This window comes from Mycobacterium sp. Root265 (genome assembly GCF_001428895.1).
In the GTDB taxonomy this organism is placed as follows: Bacteria; Actinomycetota; Actinomycetes; order Mycobacteriales; family Mycobacteriaceae; genus Mycobacterium.
Map to the genome: position 1 here is coordinate 16111 of NZ_LMJA01000010.1, position 18496 is coordinate 34606.

Annotated in this window: 19 protein-coding genes; 2 read left to right on the plus strand and 17 right to left on the minus strand. The window is 68.0% G+C overall.

Annotated elements, in window-relative coordinates; translation table 11 throughout:
• Window positions 1-48: 48 nt before the first annotated feature.
• Both hpf and ASE48_RS11265 read right to left on the minus strand, forming a co-directional pair.
• Window positions 49-684, minus strand: coding sequence for a ribosome hibernation-promoting factor, HPF/YfiA family (gene hpf / locus ASE48_RS11260; RefSeq protein ID WP_200962132.1), 636 nt, complete (start codon window positions 682-684; stop codon window positions 49-51).
• A gap of 335 nt (window positions 685-1019) precedes the next feature.
• On the minus strand, window positions 1020-1649 hold the full coding sequence (locus ASE48_RS11265; RefSeq protein ID WP_057167255.1) for a ComF family protein: 630 nt from the start codon (window positions 1647-1649) through the stop codon (window positions 1020-1022).
• A gap of 153 nt (window positions 1650-1802) precedes the next feature.
• Between ASE48_RS11265 and ASE48_RS11270 the strand changes: the two genes are divergently transcribed.
• A complete protein-coding gene (locus ASE48_RS11270; protein WP_057167174.1) occupies window positions 1803-2603 on the plus strand; it encodes an SDR family NAD(P)-dependent oxidoreductase in 801 nt (266 codons plus the stop codon).
• Between the two features lie 70 nt (window positions 2604-2673).
• Here ASE48_RS11270 and lpqB read toward each other — a convergent pair whose 3' ends face one another.
• The 8 genes from lpqB to ASE48_RS11310 all read right to left on the minus strand — a co-directional run bounded on the left by lpqB (window position 2674) and on the right by ASE48_RS11310 (window position 12054).
• A complete protein-coding gene (gene lpqB, locus ASE48_RS11275) occupies window positions 2674-4446 on the minus strand; it encodes an MtrAB system accessory lipoprotein LpqB (protein ID WP_057167175.1) in 1773 nt (590 codons plus the stop codon).
• Entirely contained in the window at window positions 4443-6122 is a 1680-nt protein-coding gene (gene mtrB / locus ASE48_RS11280) for an MtrAB system histidine kinase MtrB (RefSeq protein WP_057167176.1), read from the minus strand. Before mtrB ends, lpqB begins: the two co-directional genes overlap by 4 nt.
• Before the next feature lie 28 nt (window positions 6123-6150).
• Complete coding sequence (mtrA, locus tag ASE48_RS11285; RefSeq protein WP_057167177.1) at window positions 6151-6837, minus strand: two-component system response regulator MtrA; 687 nt, start codon at window positions 6835-6837, stop codon at window positions 6151-6153.
• Window positions 6838-6943: 106 nt separating this feature from the next.
• Window positions 6944-7567, minus strand: a complete 624-nt coding sequence (locus ASE48_RS11290) for a dTMP kinase (RefSeq protein WP_057167178.1) — start codon at window positions 7565-7567, stop codon at window positions 6944-6946.
• A 9-nt stretch (window positions 7568-7576) separates the two neighbouring features.
• On the minus strand, window positions 7577-8404 hold the full coding sequence (locus ASE48_RS11295; protein ID WP_057167179.1) for a hypothetical protein: 828 nt from the start codon (window positions 8402-8404) through the stop codon (window positions 7577-7579).
• A complete protein-coding gene (locus ASE48_RS11300; RefSeq protein ID WP_156409154.1) occupies window positions 8397-9083 on the minus strand; it encodes a hypothetical protein in 687 nt (228 codons plus the stop codon). Before ASE48_RS11300 ends, ASE48_RS11295 begins: the two co-directional genes overlap by 8 nt.
• A gap of 108 nt (window positions 9084-9191) precedes the next feature.
• On the minus strand, window positions 9192-10499 hold the full coding sequence (locus tag ASE48_RS11305) for a lipase family protein (protein ID WP_057167181.1): 1308 nt from the start codon (window positions 10497-10499) through the stop codon (window positions 9192-9194).
• Window positions 10500-10788: 289 nt separating this feature from the next.
• The gene (locus tag ASE48_RS11310) at window positions 10789-12054 is read right to left on the minus strand and encodes an amidohydrolase (RefSeq protein ID WP_057167182.1); all 1266 of its coding nucleotides are present in this window, start codon (window positions 12052-12054) and stop codon (window positions 10789-10791) included.
• Window positions 12055-12078: 24 nt separating this feature from the next.
• On the opposite strand from ASE48_RS11310, the gene ASE48_RS11315 reads away from it, so the two are divergent.
• Window positions 12079-12705, plus strand: a complete 627-nt coding sequence (locus ASE48_RS11315) for a trimeric intracellular cation channel family protein (protein ID WP_057167183.1) — start codon at window positions 12079-12081, stop codon at window positions 12703-12705.
• Window positions 12706-12732: 27 nt separating this feature from the next.
• Here the strand turns inward: ASE48_RS11315 and ASE48_RS11320 are convergent, their stop codons facing one another.
• The 7 genes from ASE48_RS11320 to manA form a co-directional block, all read right to left on the minus strand.
• Window positions 12733-13206 (minus strand): hypothetical protein, encoded by a 474-nt coding sequence (locus tag ASE48_RS11320; RefSeq protein ID WP_057167184.1) that lies wholly within the window; start codon window positions 13204-13206, stop codon window positions 12733-12735.
• Window positions 13207-13211: 5 nt separating this feature from the next.
• Window positions 13212-14672 (minus strand): adenosylhomocysteinase, encoded by a 1461-nt coding sequence (ahcY, locus tag ASE48_RS11325; protein WP_057167185.1) that lies wholly within the window; start codon window positions 14670-14672, stop codon window positions 13212-13214.
• Window positions 14673-14794: 122 nt separating this feature from the next.
• Window positions 14795-15427: a TetR family transcriptional regulator AlkX gene (alkX, locus tag ASE48_RS11330; RefSeq protein WP_057167186.1), complete on the minus strand. Its 633-nt coding sequence runs from the start codon at window positions 15425-15427 to the stop codon at window positions 14795-14797.
• A gap of 41 nt (window positions 15428-15468) precedes the next feature.
• A complete protein-coding gene (locus ASE48_RS11335; protein WP_057167187.1) occupies window positions 15469-15648 on the minus strand; it encodes a rubredoxin in 180 nt (59 codons plus the stop codon).
• Window positions 15649-15678: 30 nt separating this feature from the next.
• Entirely contained in the window at window positions 15679-15852 is a 174-nt protein-coding gene (locus ASE48_RS11340) for a rubredoxin (RefSeq protein WP_057167188.1), read from the minus strand.
• Window positions 15849-17075 carry an alkane 1-monooxygenase gene (locus ASE48_RS11345; RefSeq protein ID WP_057167189.1) on the minus strand — a complete coding sequence of 409 codons (1227 nt, stop codon included), beginning with the start codon at window positions 17073-17075 and terminating at the stop codon, window positions 15849-15851. Before ASE48_RS11345 ends, ASE48_RS11340 begins: the two co-directional genes overlap by 4 nt.
• A 193-nt stretch (window positions 17076-17268) precedes the next feature.
• Window positions 17269-18495, minus strand: a complete 1227-nt coding sequence (gene manA / locus ASE48_RS11350) for a mannose-6-phosphate isomerase, class I (protein ID WP_057167190.1) — start codon at window positions 18493-18495, stop codon at window positions 17269-17271.
• Between the last annotated feature and the right edge of the window lies 1 nt (window position 18496).

The following is an 18496-nucleotide window of genomic DNA, read 5'->3' on the forward strand; positions in this document are numbered from 1 at the left end:
CGACGAGCCCCCGGCTTCGCAGCCGAGGGCTCGTGCATGGGCGGCGGCTCAGGCCAGCCGGATGAGTCCGTAGTCGTAGGCGTGCCGGCGGTAGACCACCGACGGCCGGTCGGTTTCCTTGTCGTGGAACAGGAAGAAGTCGTGCCCGACAAGTTCCATCTCGTAGAGAGCGTCGTCGATGCTCATGGGCGTGGCTTCATGGTCCTTGGTGCGCACGATGCGCCCGGGTTCGTGGGCGGGTTCGACGGCGAACGGGTCGTGTGGTGCGGGTTCGTCGACTGCTGCCAGCTCCGCGGTGGCCTCGTGTACCGAGACGGGTGTCTTGTCCCCGTAGTGGATCTTGCGACGATCCTTGCTGCGGCGCAGTCGTGCTTCGAGTTTGCTTGCCGCCGACTCCAGGGCCGCGTAGAAGCTGTCTGCGCACGCCTCGCCACGCACCACCGGGCCGCGCCCGCGTGCGGTGATCTCGACGTGTTGACAGTTCTTGCGCTGGCGCCGGTTCTTCTCATGATCGAGTTCGACGTCGAACAGGTAGATGGTTCTGTCGAAACGCTCCAGCCGCGACAACTTCTCCGAGACATAGACCCGGAAGTGGTCGGGAACCTCGACGTTGCGTCCCTTGACGACGACGTCGGCGTTGAGCACCGGCGCATCGGTCGATCGGTCGTGGTCGTCGAGGACCATGGTGGAGCTGTTGGTTTCCACGGAATTCGTTGACATGCTTGACAACTCGTTTCTGTCGGAAGTCGCACGCGCATCACGTGCCCGGATCGTCACAAATACGCCGTCGGGACGTTGCATGTCGCTGCGCCCGCCGGCGTCAGGTGTCGAGTAATCACCTCCAACCGCACTAGGCAGTCCCGGTATCGCACGGGCGCCCGTACCGGGTGCCGCCGTGAGAAACACGGGTTGTTGGACCCGACGGTAGTCCGTGTTCACCTGACTGTGCCACCAATTTCGCAGACCTGTTTTGAAGTCTTCATCTGCCAGCAATAGAGCAGGCTGATTTCCCGGCCGTTTCATGCATCGGTCAGCGCCAGCACCGCGTGCACGTCCACACCCGCTGTTTGCAGGGCACGCACCGACTCACAGGCGGTCGCGCCGGTGGTGACGACGTCGTCGACCACGACCGCCGGTCCGGTGACCGGCCGTGTCAGCCGCACCCGCCCGGCCAGATTGCGTTGCCGGTCCGCGCTGGACAGCCCCACGGAGTCCCGGGCGAAACCGGTCAGCCGCAGTGCACGCACCACCGTGATGCCGGGGAGATCCGCGGTCGCCGCGAGTGCCATCCGGGTCACCGGGTCACCGCCGCGTCGGCGCGCGGCCATCCGCCGGGTCGGGGCGGGCACCACCGTCAGCGGTGCGCCGAGCAGTCCCCAGTCCAGCAGTCGGGCCAGGCCGGTGTGCAGGGCGCCGGCCAGTGGCGTGATCAGGTCGGCCCGGCCGTGTTCCTTGACCGCGACGATCGCCTGCCGGCGCGCGGCGGCGTACCGGCCCAGCGACAGCACCGGCACCCCGGGGTCCAGGCGCGGTGTCACCAGGCGTGGCTCGGCCGCGCCCGCGACCAGCGTCCCCGCGCAGGCCGGACACCACCGCGTCGAGGGCGCACCGCAGCCGCCGCACTCCAGCGGCAGGATCAGGTCCAGCAGCATGCGCCCAGTTTCGACCGGAGGTCCGACAGATCCGGCCGCCCACCTTGGCGAAACTCGCGTACCCGTCGTGAAACCGCCGCGCGAACGACGGGTACGCGAGTTTCGCCGACAATCGACGGCCACCGTTGCCGTTACCGATAGCATTTCGGCATGTTCAACGGCAAGCAGGCCATCGTGACCGGCGCAGGATCCGGGATCGGCGCCGCGCTGTGCCGCGCCCTGACCGCGGCGGGCGCCGAGGTGGTGTGCACCGACATCGACGACGCCGCGGCGGCGCGCACCGCCGAACCGCTCGGCGCCCGGTGGCGCCGGCTCGACGTCGCCGATGCGGCCGCGGTCGCCGACTGTGTCACCGAGGTCGTCGACCGTGCCGGGCGGATCGACCTGCTGTTCAACAACGCCGGCATCACCTGGGGCGGTGACACCGAACTGCTGACCCTCGATCAGTGGAACGCGATCATCGACGTCAACATCCGCGGGGTGGTGCACGGGGTGGCCGCCGCCTACCCGGTGATGGTGAAACAGCGCCACGGCCACATCGTGAACACCGCGTCGATGGCCGGGCTGGCCGCCGCCGGCCAGATCACCAGTTATGTGATGAGCAAGCACGCCGTCGTCGGGCTGTCCCTGGCGCTGCGCTCAGAGGCCGCCGGCCACGGGGTCGGAGTGCTGGCCATCTGCCCGACCGCGGTCGAGACGCCCATCCTGGACAAGGGCGCGGTCGGCGGGTTCGTCGGCCGCGATTTCTACCGGATGGGCCAGCGCAGCACCACGTTCGCCTCCGCCGACGACCTGGCCGCCGACACCCTGCGCGCTATCGAACGCAACAAGGCGTTGCTGGTCTGGCCCCGGCAGGCCCGGATGGCGTGGCGGTTCGCCCGGTACGCACCGGGGTTGTTACAGCGCATGTCGATCGGGTTCGTCGAAAAGCAGCGCGCCGCACAGCGTTAGCGCCCCAGAAATCTTCCCCGTCGCTTCGCTCGCCCCAGAAATCTTCCCCGTCGCTTCGCTCGCCCCAGGATCAACCCGGTAGCACCGGCAACGCACCCGCGATCATCAACGGGCGCACCTCCGACCAGGTGAGGTCATCGTCGGCGGCCGAACCGGACAGCTGCAGCACCCCGCGCCGGTCGGCGACGTACACCGTCGACGGGTTCGCCGCCACCACCGTCACCGGGCCCGCCAGGTTGCCGCTGGGTCCGTCGGAGTTCACGCCGTCGAGGTTGACGTAGGACACCGGATGGGCGCCGTCGGTGCGGGTGACCACGATATCGTCGCCGGTGCGCCAGGACAGTGACACCGCGGTGTCCCCCAGCCCGAAGCCGAGCCGGCGCGGGTAGGTCAGCGCGTACCCGCCGCCTGGTGTCTGCTCGACGCTCGCCAGGATCACCCGCCCGTCGATCACCATCGCCGCCCGGGTGCCGTCGCGCGAGAGCTGCAGTTCGGTCATGGCGCCGGGGAACTTGGCCGACAGCGCGGTCGAGTCCACCGGAATGCGCGCGGGTTGCCCCGAGGCGTCCTGCAGCACCCGGACCACGTTGACGCCGTCGACCACGATCCAGATGGCGTCATCGAGCGACCAGCTGGGCCGGGTCAGGGTGCGGCCGTCGAGTGCCTGGCCGGCGGCGCCCCCGATCGGGCCGATCCACAACGAGGAGGCCATGTCCGGCGCACCGGGCCGCAGCACCATCACCGAGGCCACTTCCTGCCCGGACCGCGACAGCGCCGCCGACACCTGGTCGGGCATCTGCCCGAACGGGCCCGGCACCCGGGGCGCGCGCTGACCGTCCAGCGACACCAGCGATCCACCCACCAGGGCGTGCAGGCCCGCGCCGGCGCCGTCGGCGGCACCGGGATCGCTGGCCGCCACGTCGGCGGTGTCCCAACCCTCGGCGAAGCGGTCGTCCAGCGCCGCGCCGTCCACATTGATGACGTACGGGCCGTTGATCCCGGCCCGCGACAGGGTCCAGATGATCTGCGCGGCAAGCAGTTGCCGGGTGTGCGGGTCGGTGGTCGACAGGTTCTCCAGCTCGATGCGGGCCCCGCCGTAGCCGCGGCCCACCCCGGTCTTGCTGCCGTCGGCGCGGGTCACCGGGCCGCGCAGCCGCAGCGGTGCGGCCAGCAGGTTGCGCACGGTGCGCGCCATCTCCGGTCGCGGTCCGGCGATCAGCTTGCTCATCAGCTCGGTGGCCAGCTGATCGGAATCGGAGACCGCGACGTAGCGCGGGTCCGGCACCACGGTGTTGCCGGTGGGGTCGGTGAAGTACAGGGTGTTGCGCTTATAGGTCTGCTGAAACTGCTGCCAGTCCAGGAAGACCCCGTTGGGCAGCCGGTCGATGCGCCAGCCCCCCGGGGTCTTGACCAGTTCGATCGGGCCCGGGTCCGGCAGTGCCCCTTCGGCCGTCTCGAACACTCCGAGCTCGGACAGTGAGCCGAGGATATCGGCCTGCATGCTCACCGTGACCAGGTCGGGCCGGCGCGTCTCGGTGAAGACGACCCGGTCGATCAGCAGCGCACTGCCGGCGTCGTCCCAACCGCGCGAAGCGGATTCGGTGAGGAACTGCCGGGCGGCCAGGTGCCGGTTGGCGGGATCGGCGGTGGCCTTGAGGAATTCGCGCAGCAGCACATCGGGTTCCATGCCCGGTGTCGGCGTGGGCAGGCTCGGTGGCGCGGGCCGTTCGACGGTCCCGAGCGCTTGCGGCGCCGAGGAACTCGGCACCCCGGCACAACCGGCGGTCGTCACGGCGAGCACGGTGGCCACGGCCAGACAGAGAACTCTCAGGGCGCGTGTCATACGCCCTCCGACTCGCGGTCGCGCCGGAGCGCGGGATCCTTGACCCGCGCCTGCGGTCCGGTGGATCCGCCCGAGATCCCGGGCGGCTTGAGCGGCAACGGACTCGTGGTGACCTTGTGGCCGCGAACCAGCGGCAGGGTCAGCCGGAAGCAGGCGCCCTTGCCGGGCTCACCCCACGCCTCCAGGCGGCCCTGGTGCAGCCGGGCGTCCTCGATGCTGATGGCCAGCCCGAGCCCGGTGCCGCCGGAGCGGCGCACCCGCGACGGATCGGAGCGCCAGAACCGGCTGAACACCAGCTTCTCCTCACCGGGACGCAGCCCCACACCGTGGTCGCGAACCGTGACGGCGACGGTGTCCTCGTCGGCGGCCATCCGGATCTCCACCGATTTGCGCTCGGCATGGTCGATGGCATTGGCGATCAGGTTGCGCAGGATGCGTTCCACCCGGCGCGGATCGACCTCGGCAATCACCCCGTCGCTCGGCATGTCGACATCGAGCTGCACACCGGCGTCGGCCGCGAGGTGACCGACGTTGTCCAGCGCGCTCTGCACGGTGGAGCGCAGATCGACCGCCTCCACCGCGAGTTCGGCGACACCGGCGTCGTGGCGGGAGATCTCCAGCAGGTCGGCCAGCAGGGTCTCGAAGCGGTCGAGCTCGTTGACCATCAGTTCGGTCGAGCGGCGCAACGCCGGATCCAGATCGTCGCTGTGGTCGTGGATCAGGTCGGCCGCCATCCGCACCGTCGTCAGCGGGGTGCGCAGTTCATGGCTCACGTCGGAGGTGAAGCGGCGCTGCAGGTTTCCGAACTCCTCGAGCTGGGTGATCTGGCGGGACAGGCTCTCGGCCATATCGTTGAAGGAGACCGCCAGCCGCGCCATGTCGTCCTCGCCGCGCACCGGCATGCGTTCGGTCAGATGCCCCTCGGCGAAGCGCTCGGCGATCCTGGATGCCGAGCGCACCGGCAGCACGATCTGGCGGGCCACCAACAGCGCGATCGCCGCCAGCAGCCCGAGCAGCACGATGCCGCCGGTGGCCATGGTGCCGCGCACCAGGGCGATGGTGGATTCCTCGTTGTTCAACGGGAAGATCAGGTACAGCTCAAGATTGGTGACCGACGAGGTGCTGGGGCTCCCGACGATCAGCGCCGGCCCGGAGAACCCGTCGGTGTGCACGGTCGCGTACTGGTAGCTGACCTGACCGGCCTGCACGAAATCGCGCAGTGCATCGGGCACCTGCTGCACCGGGCCCGCGGCGGTCGCCGCGCGGGGGCCGTCGCCGGGCACGACGAGCACCGCGTCGTAGGCGCCGGCCAGCCCTGGTCCGGCATCGGCCTTGCGATCGATGAGGGTGTTGCGGGCCAGCTGCAGGCTGCTGTCCAGCGAGCGGGTCTCCTCGCCGCCGACGATGCCGCCGACGGTGTCACGGGCGCGTTCGATCTCCTCGGTGGCGGCGCGCACCTTGACTTCCAGGATGCGGTCGGTGATCTGGCTGGTCAGTACGAAGCCGAGCACCATGATGACGGCGAGCGACAGTCCCAGAGTCAGGGAGACCACCCGCAGTTGCAGGGACCGGCGCCAGGCATAGCTGACCGCGCGGCCCACCGCGCCCAGCCCGCGCAGCATCGGGGACGGTCCGCGGAAACGGCTGCGGACCCGACGTCGCGTACCCCAGATCACGAGCGCCGCCCAGCCGCGGGCCCACCGATCACGGAGGTCCGGCCTTGTATCCCACTCCTCGAACGGTCAGTACCACCTGCGGGTTCTCCGGGTCGGTCTCGACCTTGGCCCGGAGCCGCTGGACATGCACGTTCACCAACCGGGTGTCCGCCGGATGTCGGTAGCCCCACACCTGCTCGAGCAGCACATCACGAGTGAACACCTGGCGCGGTTTGCGCGCCAGTGCCACCAGCAGGTCGAACTCCAGCGGTGTCAGCGAGATCTGCTCACCGGCGCGGGTGACCTTGTGCGCGGGCACGTCGATTTCGATGTCGTGGATGGACAGCATCTCGGCGGGCTCGTCGTCGTTGCGCCGCAACCGGGCCCGCACCCGGGCCACCAGTTCCTTCGGCTTGAACGGCTTCATCACGTAGTCGTCGGCACCGGACTCCAGGCCCAGCACCACATCGACGGTGTCGGTCTTGGCGGTCAGCATCACGATCGGCACGCCGGAGTCGGCGCGCAGCACGCGGCAGACGTCGATACCGTTCATGCCCGGCAGCATCAGGTCGAGCAGCACGAGATCGGGCCGCAATTCACGGACGGCGGTCAGCGCCTGGCTGCCGTCTCCGATGACAGCGGTGTCGAAACCCTCCCCACGAAGCACGATGGTGAGCATCTCAGCCAGCGAGGGGTCGTCATCGACGACCAGGATCCGTTGCCTCATGGTGACCATGGTGTCACCACAAGGCGATAAAACCCGGGTGCCACGCGGGGTTCGCGGGCTTATCGGTCGATGTCAGGCGATGCGGTCGAGGATCGCGCGACGGCGGGTGCCTCGGCTAGAGCTTCGCGGCCAGCGCGACCGGGTCCGCGTCCGGGGGCACCACAATCCACTCCCCCGCCCAGTTCGCGGCGGCCAGCCCGGCATAGGCCGCGGCGGTGCGCTGCTGCAGACCGCGGTCACGTTCATAGGCATCGCGGGCCCGGTCGGCTTCCTGTTCGGCCCGTTGCCGCGCCCGCCGGTCGGCCAGCTCTACCGAAACATCGAGCAGCAGTTGATAATCCGGCCTGGGCAGCGCGAACCTGTCGAACTCCAGGCCGTACACCCAGTCCACGACCGCACCGTCGATGCCCTGATGCAGCCGCGCCGCGCTGTAGGCAGCGTTGGAGGCGACGTAGCGGTCCAGGATCACGACGTCGTGGGTGGCCGACAAGCGTTCGATCTCGTCCTTGGCCCCGGCCCGGTCCAGCGCGAACAACGCCGCCATCGCGTACACCGAGTCGGTGAGATCGCCGTGCTTGCCGTGCAGCGCCTCGGCCGCCAGGTCGGCGTGCACCGAGGCTCCGTAGCGCGGGAAGGCCAGTGTGGTGACCGACTTCCCCCCGGCTTCGAACGCCGCGCGCAACCCTTCGGTCAGCGTGCGCTTGCCCGCACCGTCCAGGCCTTCGATCACCATCAGCACGCTGGGAGCCTATGCCCCGGTCATCCAGCCCAACACGGTCAGGCCCACCACCGCGAACAGCAGCAGCGGCCCCGCGACACCGGCGATGCCTGTCGCCCCGGCGACGACGGCCACACCGACGATCGCCGCCGCCCCCAGAAACAGCAGCCGCACCACCAGCAGCCGCGCGCTGCCCAACACCGCCCGCAACGTGGGGCCCGGGACGGTGCGCACGGTCCACGCGATGGCGACGAGCAACGGCACCGTGAGCAGGGCCGCGACCACCCGCGGCAGCGCGGTCGACACACCGTCGTCGCGCAGGGCACCCACCACGATGAGCGCCGAGGCCAGCAGGACCACCGCCGCGGTCGCCCAGCGCAGCACGCGGGTGAGCGCCAGCGCGATGTTTCCCAGCGCCAGCGGCGCAAGTGTCGGGTCCAGTCGAGTGGCATCCAGCAGCCCGCGCACCGCCTTGGTGGTGGTGCCCATCCGCAGTCTGCCGACCGCGAGGTTGTGCACCGCCAGCGCATGATCGGGTTGCAGGCGCAACGCCTGCAGGTAGTCGGCCTCGGCCGCACGGGCACCCGACAGTGAACGCTGCAGGTCCCCGCGCAGCACCAGCGCATCCGGCGAGGCCGGACTGAGCCGCAGCGTCTGGTCGACGACCGCCAGCGCGTCGCGATCGCGCCCGGATTCGCGCAGCAGGCTGGCGTAGGTGTACTGCGCCAGAGGCGAATTCGGATGGCCGGCGGCCGTCTGCCAGGCCAGCATCAGCGCCTCGGCAACACGACCCTGCCCGTAGAGCGCCAATGTCCGGGTGTGCATCGCGTCCTCGTCGCCGGGTGCGGAATCACTCACCGACGAACTCCGTCAGTTTGGCTTCCACCGCGGCCTTGTCCGGCGAGCCGAAGATTTTCGGTGACTCGCGGTCGAAGAACGAGATGTACGGGCAGTCATCCGACGGCCCGGGAACCGTTCCGAGGTTTTCGACCAACGCGCCCGTGCGCGCCTGGCGCAGTTCCACGGTGTACTCCACGGAGTACCGTCCGGCCTCATACAGCTCGCCCCCGGATTCGACATCGCAGGTTCCCTCTTTGACCTCGGTACCGGGCTTCCTCGACACACAGGCGACGGTGTCGACCTTCGTCAGATCGGTGCCGACGAGGAACGGGGCGTCACCGGTGAAGGTGATCGTGGTCCACGCGCCGAGACCGTCGTCATCCGCGAACGCCATGATGGTGTGCGGCCTCTCGAAGGAGCGGGCGTTGCTCACCGAGCCGGCGCGGCAGACGATCTCGAAATCGGTGGGGCTGTGTGCGACCCGTGCGTTGGCAGCACGCTCGTCGTCGCTGACCTCGGCGCGGTCGGCAGCGGCGATCATGAGACCCGCGAACCCGGCAACGCAGACCGACACGATCACCGACAGCACGATGAGCAGACCGCGGTTGTTGGACGGAGGCGGCGGGACTGGCGCAGCCCAGTAAGGCGGGCCCTGCGGCGGCCAGCCGGGTGGCGGGCCCTGTGGTGGCACACTCACGTTGCCGATCCCCCTCCGTCCGAGGGGTATTCGTCCCGCACCGACGGCTCCCCCGATGTCCCAGCCTAAGTCACCCGGAAGGAAGGGCAGCACACCAATTCGGGCGGGTCAGTACTGCCCGCAGTTCGGCGCCGTCGGCACCCCGTTGAACCGGTCGGCGACCCACTGCAAGGCAGGTTCACCGTCGACCGCCATCGGCAGCGCGTGGTTGATCACCAGCTTGTTGAAGATCGGCGGACCCTCGTTGGTGCGGAACTCGATGTCGCTGCCCTTGGCGCACCAGTCCTTGCCGAGTTGCACCACCGGCGCGTAGGGCACCAGCGGGTCATAGCGGTTGCTGTTGAGCAGCACCGGGGCATTGGGTTTCAGCGTGCCGAGCTTTTGCAGATCGAAGATCCCGCGGAACTGCGGGTCGTTCAACAGCTCCGGGATGGGATGGTTGAAGTAGGGCTGCAGGTGCCGGAACATGAACTTCGCGACCGTCTCCCCGACACACTGATCCCTGGTCTTGTCGACGAAGTCCATCCCGCGCGGGGTGAGCAGCGCCCGGATCTTGGGCGCGGCCTCCGGGTAGCCCTGCATGACGCTGTTGAGCGCGTAGCCGATCACCCCGACCAGCGCACTGCCGTCGGCGTACGGGATCAGGTCGACAAGGTCGGCGGGCGGGGCACCGGCGTAGGTGCCGACGATGTTGAGTTCGGGGGCATAGGCGACGGCCAACTCGGCGGCCGAGGCTGCCGCGCCGCCGCCCTGCGAGTAGCCCCAGAAGGCAACGGGCCCACCGGGTGTCAGCGAAGTGCCCGGCAACTTGCCGGCGGCTCGCGCCGCGTCGAGCATGGCGTGTCCCTGGGACAGCCGGTTGACGTAGGTATGCGTCGTACCGATGGTGCCCAGACCCTCGTAGTCGGTCATCAGGACCGCAAACCCGCGGTTCACCATGGTGTTCACGAACCCGGACTCGTAGTTGACCATGATGTCCAAATATGGCGACCAGTGGATGCCCTGGTTGAACTGCCGCGACGGTGCGCACTGGTCGCCCTGCCCCTGCGTTCCGGGACCGAACACGATCAGCGGGCGCGGGCCCTGTCCCGGCCAGGCGTTGAACGGCTCGAAGTAGGTGCCGGTCACCACATTCGGATTGCCTCGGCCGTCCGTGCTGCGGTACATGACGCGCGTGCCAGTGGCATTGAGCCTGCCGACCTGACCGGACGGCTCGATCACCAGCCGGGACGGCTCGGTGCGGACGAGGTCGCCGGGCGGGACGTCCGGCAACGGATTCGGTGGTGTGTAGAAGGCGGTGTACTCGTCCTCGTTGTAGTACGGATACCAGTCGTCGGCGTGCGCCAAACCAGTTGTGAGACAACTGATGACAAACCCCAAAGACACCACGACGAACACAGCCCCGGCCCGAATCACTACCGGACAGTAACAAACGGGTAGCCGAATGGCTACGGATTCATCACATGTCGTTCACGGGCGCAGATGTAACGGCGTTTGGTGGCCGACCTGGGCCGATACCGCCGGGATTTGCTCAGCCGGTGGTCGCTCCCCCGATCCCGGCACCGCCGAGCTACCGACTTCGTTGTGTGGTCCGGTCGGTCGATGCTGGTCGCCCCCGGCGCGAGCGTTGCCGACTCCCGGTCCAGGAACGCCCACCCGGCGGGCCGGATTCGGCGGGAACCCACCGCAAGGAGTTCGCCCTGGATCAGGACGGCGCCAGCCAGGCCAGCGCAGCCACCACCAGCGCCTGGGTGCCGGTGTCGAGGGTGGGCTGCACAGCCGGGGCGAAACTCGGCGAGTGGTTGACCGGAATGTCCTCGTTGACCCGGCCGCCTTCGAGGGCCTGCCGGAACGCCGCCGGGTCGATACCGCCGATACCCCAGTACGAGTACGGCACGCCCAGGGCCGACGGGATCTCGCTGAAGTCCTCGCTGCCCGCTCCTTGCGGCAGCTCCCGGCACCGGTCACCGAAGAATGCCTCGAATGCTCCACGCACTCGCCCCGTCGTTTCAACATCGTTGTCGGTCAACGGAAATCGATCGAACATCTCGAACTCAGGGTCCCGCGGGGACCCGGCGGCCGCACATTCGGCGGTGACGATCCGGCGGATTGCCCCGATGACCGCAGCCCGCGTCTGTTCGCTGTAGGTGCGGATGTTGAGCAGGAGGACCGCGCGGTCCGGGATCACATTGCTCTTGCTCCCGGCCTGCACGCTTCCGACGGTGAGCACGGCAGTTTCAGTGGGGGCGATCTCGCGGGAGACGACCGTCTGCAGCCGCACGATGATCATCGCCGCGAGTACCACCGGATCGATCGTGGCCTGCGGCATCGACCCATGCCCGCCGCGGCCGTGCACGGTCACCCGGATGCTGTCGGCGCCGGCCATGAATGGGCCTGCATGGGTACCGATCAACCCCGCCGGCAGTGGCAGGACGTGCTGAGCGAACGCGACGTGCACTGCGGGAAGCAGGGCGGCGAGGCCGTCGTCGACCATGGCGCGTGCACCGTCGGCAGTTTCCTCGGCGGGCTGGAACAGCGCCACCACTGTGCCCGCCCAATGATCGGCACCGTCCGCGAGCAGCTGGGCCGCGCCGAGAAGAGCGGTGACGTGCACATCGTGCCCGCAGGCGTGCATCACCGGAACCTGGTTGCCATCGCCGTCGGTGGCAAGGACGGTGCTGGCGTAGTCGAGACCGGTGTCCTCGCGCACCGGCAACGCGTCCATGTCCGCACGGAGCAGCACGGTGGGACCGGGCCCGTTGCGGAGTATCCCCACCACACCGGTGCCGCCGATCCCGTCGTGCACCTCATATCCGCAGGCGCGCAACCGCTCGGTGACGCTGTGGGCAGTACGGGTCTCTTGATGCGACAGCTCTGGATGTTCGTGCAGTCGGCGGTACAGGTCCTCCTGCCAGGCGCGGACCTGATCCATACCGCCCAGGACGGCGTCGGTGGCGCGCGCTGACGGCATCACCGATGCGGTATACCTCGTGTCATGCCGACCGAAACGCCGTTGCTGCTGGCGCTCGACCTTGCCGGCACCTTCGCGTTCGCACTCAACGGCGCGCTCACCGCGGTACGCGCCGAACGGCTCGACATCTTCGGTGTCATCACGCTCGGCATGTTCACTGCGCTCGGCGGCGGGACCATCCGCGATGTCCTGCTCGGCGCACTGCCGCCGGCGACGTTCGTCGACTGGCGCTACCTGGCCGTCGCGGCGAGCGGTGGCCTGATCGCATTCGCACTCAGCCGCAGACTCGACCGCCTGACCCTACCGATCACGGTGCTCGACGCCATCGGGCTGAGCGTATTCTCGGTGCTGGCCGCCTATAAGGCACTGGACTTGGGTTTCGGTGTCCCACAAGCGATCATCGTCGGCACCGTGACCGCAGTGGGTGGCGGCACCATCCGCGACGTGATGATCGGGCGGATTCCCACCGTCCTGCGCAGCGAGCTCTACGCCATTCCGGCCCTGATCGGCGCGGGGTGCGCCGCCGCAGGCCACAGCCTGGGGCATCACGGCACCGTTGCCGCACTCAGTGCCGCCACGGTCTGCTTCGTGATCCGGATGGTGGGGGTGCGTTTCGACCTCCATGCTCCGCGTCCGCCCGGCCAGCGCTGATAGACAGCTGCGGGTTCGGCGCGCGGGTCAGCCGAGGCTGGTCGCCTGCAGCACGAGCGTGGCCGCGGCTCGGTCCAGGAACGCGTACGTGCTGGTCGAATCGGAGGAGAACCCGGAGTCCAGGAGTTCGCCGGTGAGGAACGGGCCGGGCGGCACCTCGGCGGAAAGTGCGTCCTGAACGTTCGGTGCGCGACCGGTGTCGGTCGGCTTGAACTGGGTCACCATGGCATCGGCCACGGTCGGCGAGAGCTTCACGACGGCGTCCGTCCAGCGCACCGCGGCGTCGGCGTCTCCCCCGGCCGGGTCGCCCCACTGCAGCCAGGCCACCGATACGGGCGCGCCGATACCGGGAAACACCTTGGCCAGGCCTGGGATGTCGCGATGGACGTCGGTCGGCGGAGGTGGCGCGTGCGGAGCCGCCACCTCCTGCGACGGAGTGGAACAGCCGGTCGCCACGGCGGCACAGAGGGCCGCCGTGGCGATACCGCGCAGAATCCGCACAGGGACTAGTAGCGGTAGTGCTCCGGCTTGTACGGGCCGTCGACGTCGACGCCGATGTACTCGGCCTGCTCCTTGGTGAGCTTGGTCAGCGAACCACCGAGGGCTTCGACGTGGATCTTGGCGACCTTCTCGTCGAGGTGCTTGGCCAGGCGGTAGACCTCGTTGTCGTACTCATCGTTCTTGGTCCACAGCTCGATCTGGGCGATGACCTGGTTGGAGAAGCTGTTGCTCATCACGAACGACGGGTGCCCGGTCGCGTTGCCCAGGTTCAGCAGACGGCCCTCGGACAGCACGATGATCGAGTGGCCATCGGGGAAGATGAACTCGTCGACCTGCGGCTTGATGTTGATCCGGCGGATGTCATTGTCGCGCTCCAGGCGCGCCATCTCGATCTCGTCGTCGAAGTGACCGATGTTGCCCAGGATGGCCTGGTGCTTCATCGACCGCATGTGCTCGAGGGTGATGATGCCCTGGTTGCCGGTGGCGGTGATGACGATGTCGGCCCAGCCGATGGCCTCTTCGACGGTCTTGACCTCGAAGCCATCCATGAGCGCCTGCAGCGCGTTGATCGGGTCGATCTCGGTGACCGCGACGCGGGCGCCCTGCGCCTTGAGCGCTTCGGCGCAGCCCTTGCCGACGTCACCGTAGCCACAGACCAGCGCGGCCTTGCCGCCGATCAGCACGTCGGTGCCGCGGTTGATGCCGTCGATCAGCGAGTGACGGGTGCCGTACTTGTTGTCGAACTTGCTCTTGGTGACCGAGTCGTTGACGTTGATCGCCGGGAACGACAGCTCGCCGGCAGCCGCGAACTGGTACAGGCGCAGCACGCCGGTGGTGGTTTCCTCGGTGACACCCTTGACCGACGCCGCGACCTTGGTCCACTTGGTCTTGTCGGCCTCGATGGACCGGCGCAGCAGGTTCAGGAACACCTTGTATTCGTCGGAGTGCTCGTCGTCCTCGGGCGGAACCACACCGGCCTTCTCGAACTCGGCGCCGCGCAGCACCAGCATGGTGGCGTCGCCACCGTCGTCGAGGATCATGTTCGCGGGCTCGCCGGGCCAGGTGAGCATCTGCTCGGCCGCCCACCAGTATTCCTCCAGCGTCTCGCCCTTCCACGCGAAGACCGGGATGCCCTTGGGCTCCTCCGGCGTTCCGTGCGGGCCGACGACGATGGCAGCGGCAGCGTGGTCCTGGGTGGAGAAGATGTTGCAGGACGCCCAGCGCACCTCGGCACCCAGGCTGACCAGCGTCTCGATCAGCACGGCGGTCTGGATGGTCATGTGCAGCGAGCCGGAGACGCGCGCACCCTTGAGCGGTGCCACGTCGGCGTATTCGCGGCGCAGCGCCATCAGGCCGGGCATCTCGTGCTCGGCGAGGCGGATTTCCTTGCGCCCGAACTCGGCCAGCGAAAGGTCAGCGACCTTGTAGTCGATGCCGTTGCGTACGTCGGCGGTCAACTCAGTCATGTGGATAGAGCCCCTTATTTATCGTGTTCTGAATCAGCGTTGCCCAGCTCGCACAGCTGTGCGCGGGCGACACCGGTGGCCTGCGGGCTCGCGGGACAGGCACTTCTTCAGCGCTCTGCCAGCTACCGGGTGTCTATGACACCGTACCGCTCTGCGAACGGTGTCATGAGCCTAGCCAGATCCCTGGCCACATCGTGGTCGGCTTCGGGCGGCATGGAGACGTAGCTCATGGCCAGCCGGACGATGGCCCGGGCCAGCACCCCGGAGTCCTCGTCGCTGGCCTTTATCCAGCTGTTCTGGAAGGTTTCGGTCAGCCGCTGCGAGCACCGGGTGATGATCGGCCCGCTGTCGGTGGTGATGATCTGCAGCAGATCGGGCTTGGCTTCCCCGTTGAGCAGCGAGATCACCAGCGGATCCGATGCCGACTCCATGAAGAACGCGCGGAAACCCTCCAGGAAGGCTTCATAGACGCGGCCGACGTTGTTGTTGATCGCGGCATCGACGGCGTTGACCAGGCGGTCGGCCAGCCGCAACGCATATCCCTCGGCCAGCCCCTGCCGCGATCCGAACTCGTTGTAGATGGTCTGACGGCTGATACCGGCCGCCCGCGCCACATCGGTGAGGGTAATCGAGGACCAGTCCCGCACCAGCAGCATGTCCCGCATGCCATCGAGGATCGAGTCACGCAAGAGCACCCGCGACGCCTCGGCGTAGGGCACACGCGGTGCCGTACGCCGGGGCGAGGGTGCGCTCATAGCCGCGACCCTATAGCTTCGCGCCGCGGTTGCGCTGACTGTCACGGCCGGGCAACCTCGATCATCTCGAAATCTGTTTTGGCCGCCCCGCAGTCCGGGCAGCTCCAGTCCTCGGGGATGTCATCCCAGCGGGTACCCGGGGCGATCCCGTCCTCCGGCCAACCCTTCTCCTCGTCGTACTCGAATCCGCACTGCACGCAGACGAACAGCTTGTAGTCCATGTTCGGGATTCCTCTCTCATATATACGGTTCTAATTCCCGTCGCCCTGGACCTCGAAGTCGACCTTCTCCCGGACCGCACAGTCCGGACAGGCCCAGTCATCGGGAATGTCGACCCATCCGGTACCGGCCGGAAAGCCTTCGCGCGGAGCACCTTTGGCTTCGTCGTATACGAAATCACAACCGGGGCAGCGGTAGGCGCTCACCGGGCGGCCCCGTACTTGGCCAGTACCTTGTCGCGCATCCGCGGGTGAATGTTCACCTTGGTGATGTCGCCGTCGTAGTGGGCCAGCACGCGGTGATCCATCACCTTGCGCCACAGCGGCGGGAAGTAGGTCAGCCCGACCATGGACGCGTAGCCGCTGGGCAGATTCGGTGCGCCCTCCATGCTGCGCAGGGTCTGGTAGCGACGCGTCGGGTTGGCGTGGTGATCGCTGTGCCGCTGCAGGTGATAGAGGAACAGGTTGGTGACGATGTGGTCGGAGTTCCAGCTGTGCTCGGGAGCGCAACGCTCGTAGCGTCCGCTGGCGGTCTTCTGCCGCAGCAGCCCGTAATGCTCCAGGTAGTTCACCGTTTCCAGCAGTGAGAAGCCGAAGACCACGGAGAGGATGACGTAGGGCAGGACGGCGACTCCGAAGACCGCGATGATGGCGCCGTACAGCACCACCGACATCGCCCAGGCGTTCAGCACATCGTTGGACCAGTGCCATTTGCTCTTACCGGCCCGCTCCAGTCGCTTGGCCTCCAACTCCCAGGAGGACTTCAGGCTGCCCCACACGCTGCGCGGCAGGAACTCCCAGAACGTCTCGCCGAAGCGCGCGGAGGCGGGGTCCTCCGGGGTGGCGACCCGAACGTGGTGACCACGGTTGTGCTCGATGAAGAAGTGGCCGTAGCAGGTCTGCGCCAGGGTGATCTTGCCCAGCCAGCGCTCGATGGACTCCTTCTTGTGGCCCATCTCGTGCGCGGTGTTGATGCCGACGCCGCCCATCATGCCGACCGAGAGCGCCAGGCCGATCTTGGCCGGCCAGCCCAGGGAGCCGTCGAAGCCGAGCCAGCTCAGATCGGCCGCGGTGAACAGGTAGGCCCCCAGCACCAGGGTCAGATACTGGAACGGGATGAAGCTGTAGGTGCAGTAGCGGTAGTACTTGTCGTTCTCCAACCGCTCCATCAGCTCATCGGGCGGGTTCTCGCCGTCGGGTCCGAACCTGCGGTCCAGCAGCGGCAGCACGAGGTAGACCAGGATCGGTCCGATCCAGAACGGCACCTGCGCCGCCGCGTGCCAACCGAGCTCGTTGAGCGCCCAGACGATCGGGAGCATCACCAGCACCGCCGTCGGCACGATCAGCCCCATCAACCAGAGATACCGCTTGCGATCCCGCCATTCGACCGCCGGCGCATTCTGTCCATCCACATCGATCTGCGATGTCATCTGCCACACCTCCTGTGAGTGCCATCACTACTGGCGTTGACTATAGAACTTAATTTGTCTCGCGTCTAGACAAAACATATCTATTTGTAAACACAGCTGGCCGCGAGCGTGCACTCAGCGCACGGAAAAGTCGTCAAAGAAGATCTCGATGCACCGTCGGCGCATACGCGCGACAGCAGATGCGCAGCGGTGGCTAGATGCCGACCGTGGTCCGGAACAGCTTGCTCGGCCGGTCCGCGACCAACCGGATGGGCCCGTCATCGGCGGCCACCCAGGCCGCGGCGCCGCGCTCCAGGGTCACCGCGACATCCTTGGCGCGCACCTGCACCGTGCCCTCGGTGCACAGCAGCACCTGCGGCCCGTCGTGTTCGGCGGGGGCGTCGACCTCACGCCCGACCTGGTCCTCGGTCACCTGCAGCACCGACACCGCGAATTCCGGGGCCGGGGTGTCATAGATCAGTTCCGCGCCGCCGCGGATGGCCCGCGGCAGGATCACCGAATCATCGGCGGGCGTGAAGTCCAGCACCCGCAGCAGTTCGGGCACGTCCACGTGCTTGGGTGTCAGCCCGCCCCGCAGGACATTGTCGGAGTTCGCCATCACCTCGACGCCCACCCCGTGCAGGTAGGCGTGCAGGTTGCCGGCGGGCAGATAGATGCCTTCGCCGGGTTGCAGGGTGATGCGGTTCAGCAGCATCGCGGCCAGCACACCGGCGTCGCCGGGATAGCGTTCGCCGAGTTCGAGGATCGTCTTGGCCTCCGCCTGGAAGGTCGTCTCGCCCGAACGGATGTAGTTGATCGCACCGTCGAGCACCGCAGGCACCAGCACATCGAGTGCGGGCTGCGGTGCGGTGATCCAGGTGGTGAACAGCGCACGCAACCCGTCGGCGTCGGACTGGCCCTTGAGCAACGAGATGTAGGGATCCAGTTCGGTGACCGCCAGCGCCCGCATGAACTCCGCACTGCGTTCGGCGGGCCGGAATCCCGCCAGCGCCTCGAACTGCCCGAGCGCGACCATCAATTCCGGTTTGTGGCTGGCGTCCCGGTAGTTGCGGGTCGGCGCCGTCACCGGAATGCCCAGCCGCTCTTCGCGTTCGAATCCGTGCACCGCCTGCTGACTACTGGGGTGAGCCTGCAGCGACAATGGTTCGTCGGCGGCCAGCACCTTGGCCAGGAACGGCAGGGCGTCACCGAACCGGGCCCGCGACCCGGCGCCGAGCTGGCCCTGCGGGTCGGCGCTGATCATGTCCAGCAGCGAGCGCTCACCGTCATCGGTCGCACAGTGTGCGGGATCGCCGGGATGCGCGCCGAGCCACAGCTCCGCCTCGGGATGTTGTGTGGGACTTGGTCTTCCGGTGAACTCGGCAATCGCTGTGCGCGACCCCCACGCGTACTTCCGGACAGCTCCTCGGAGCAGATTCACA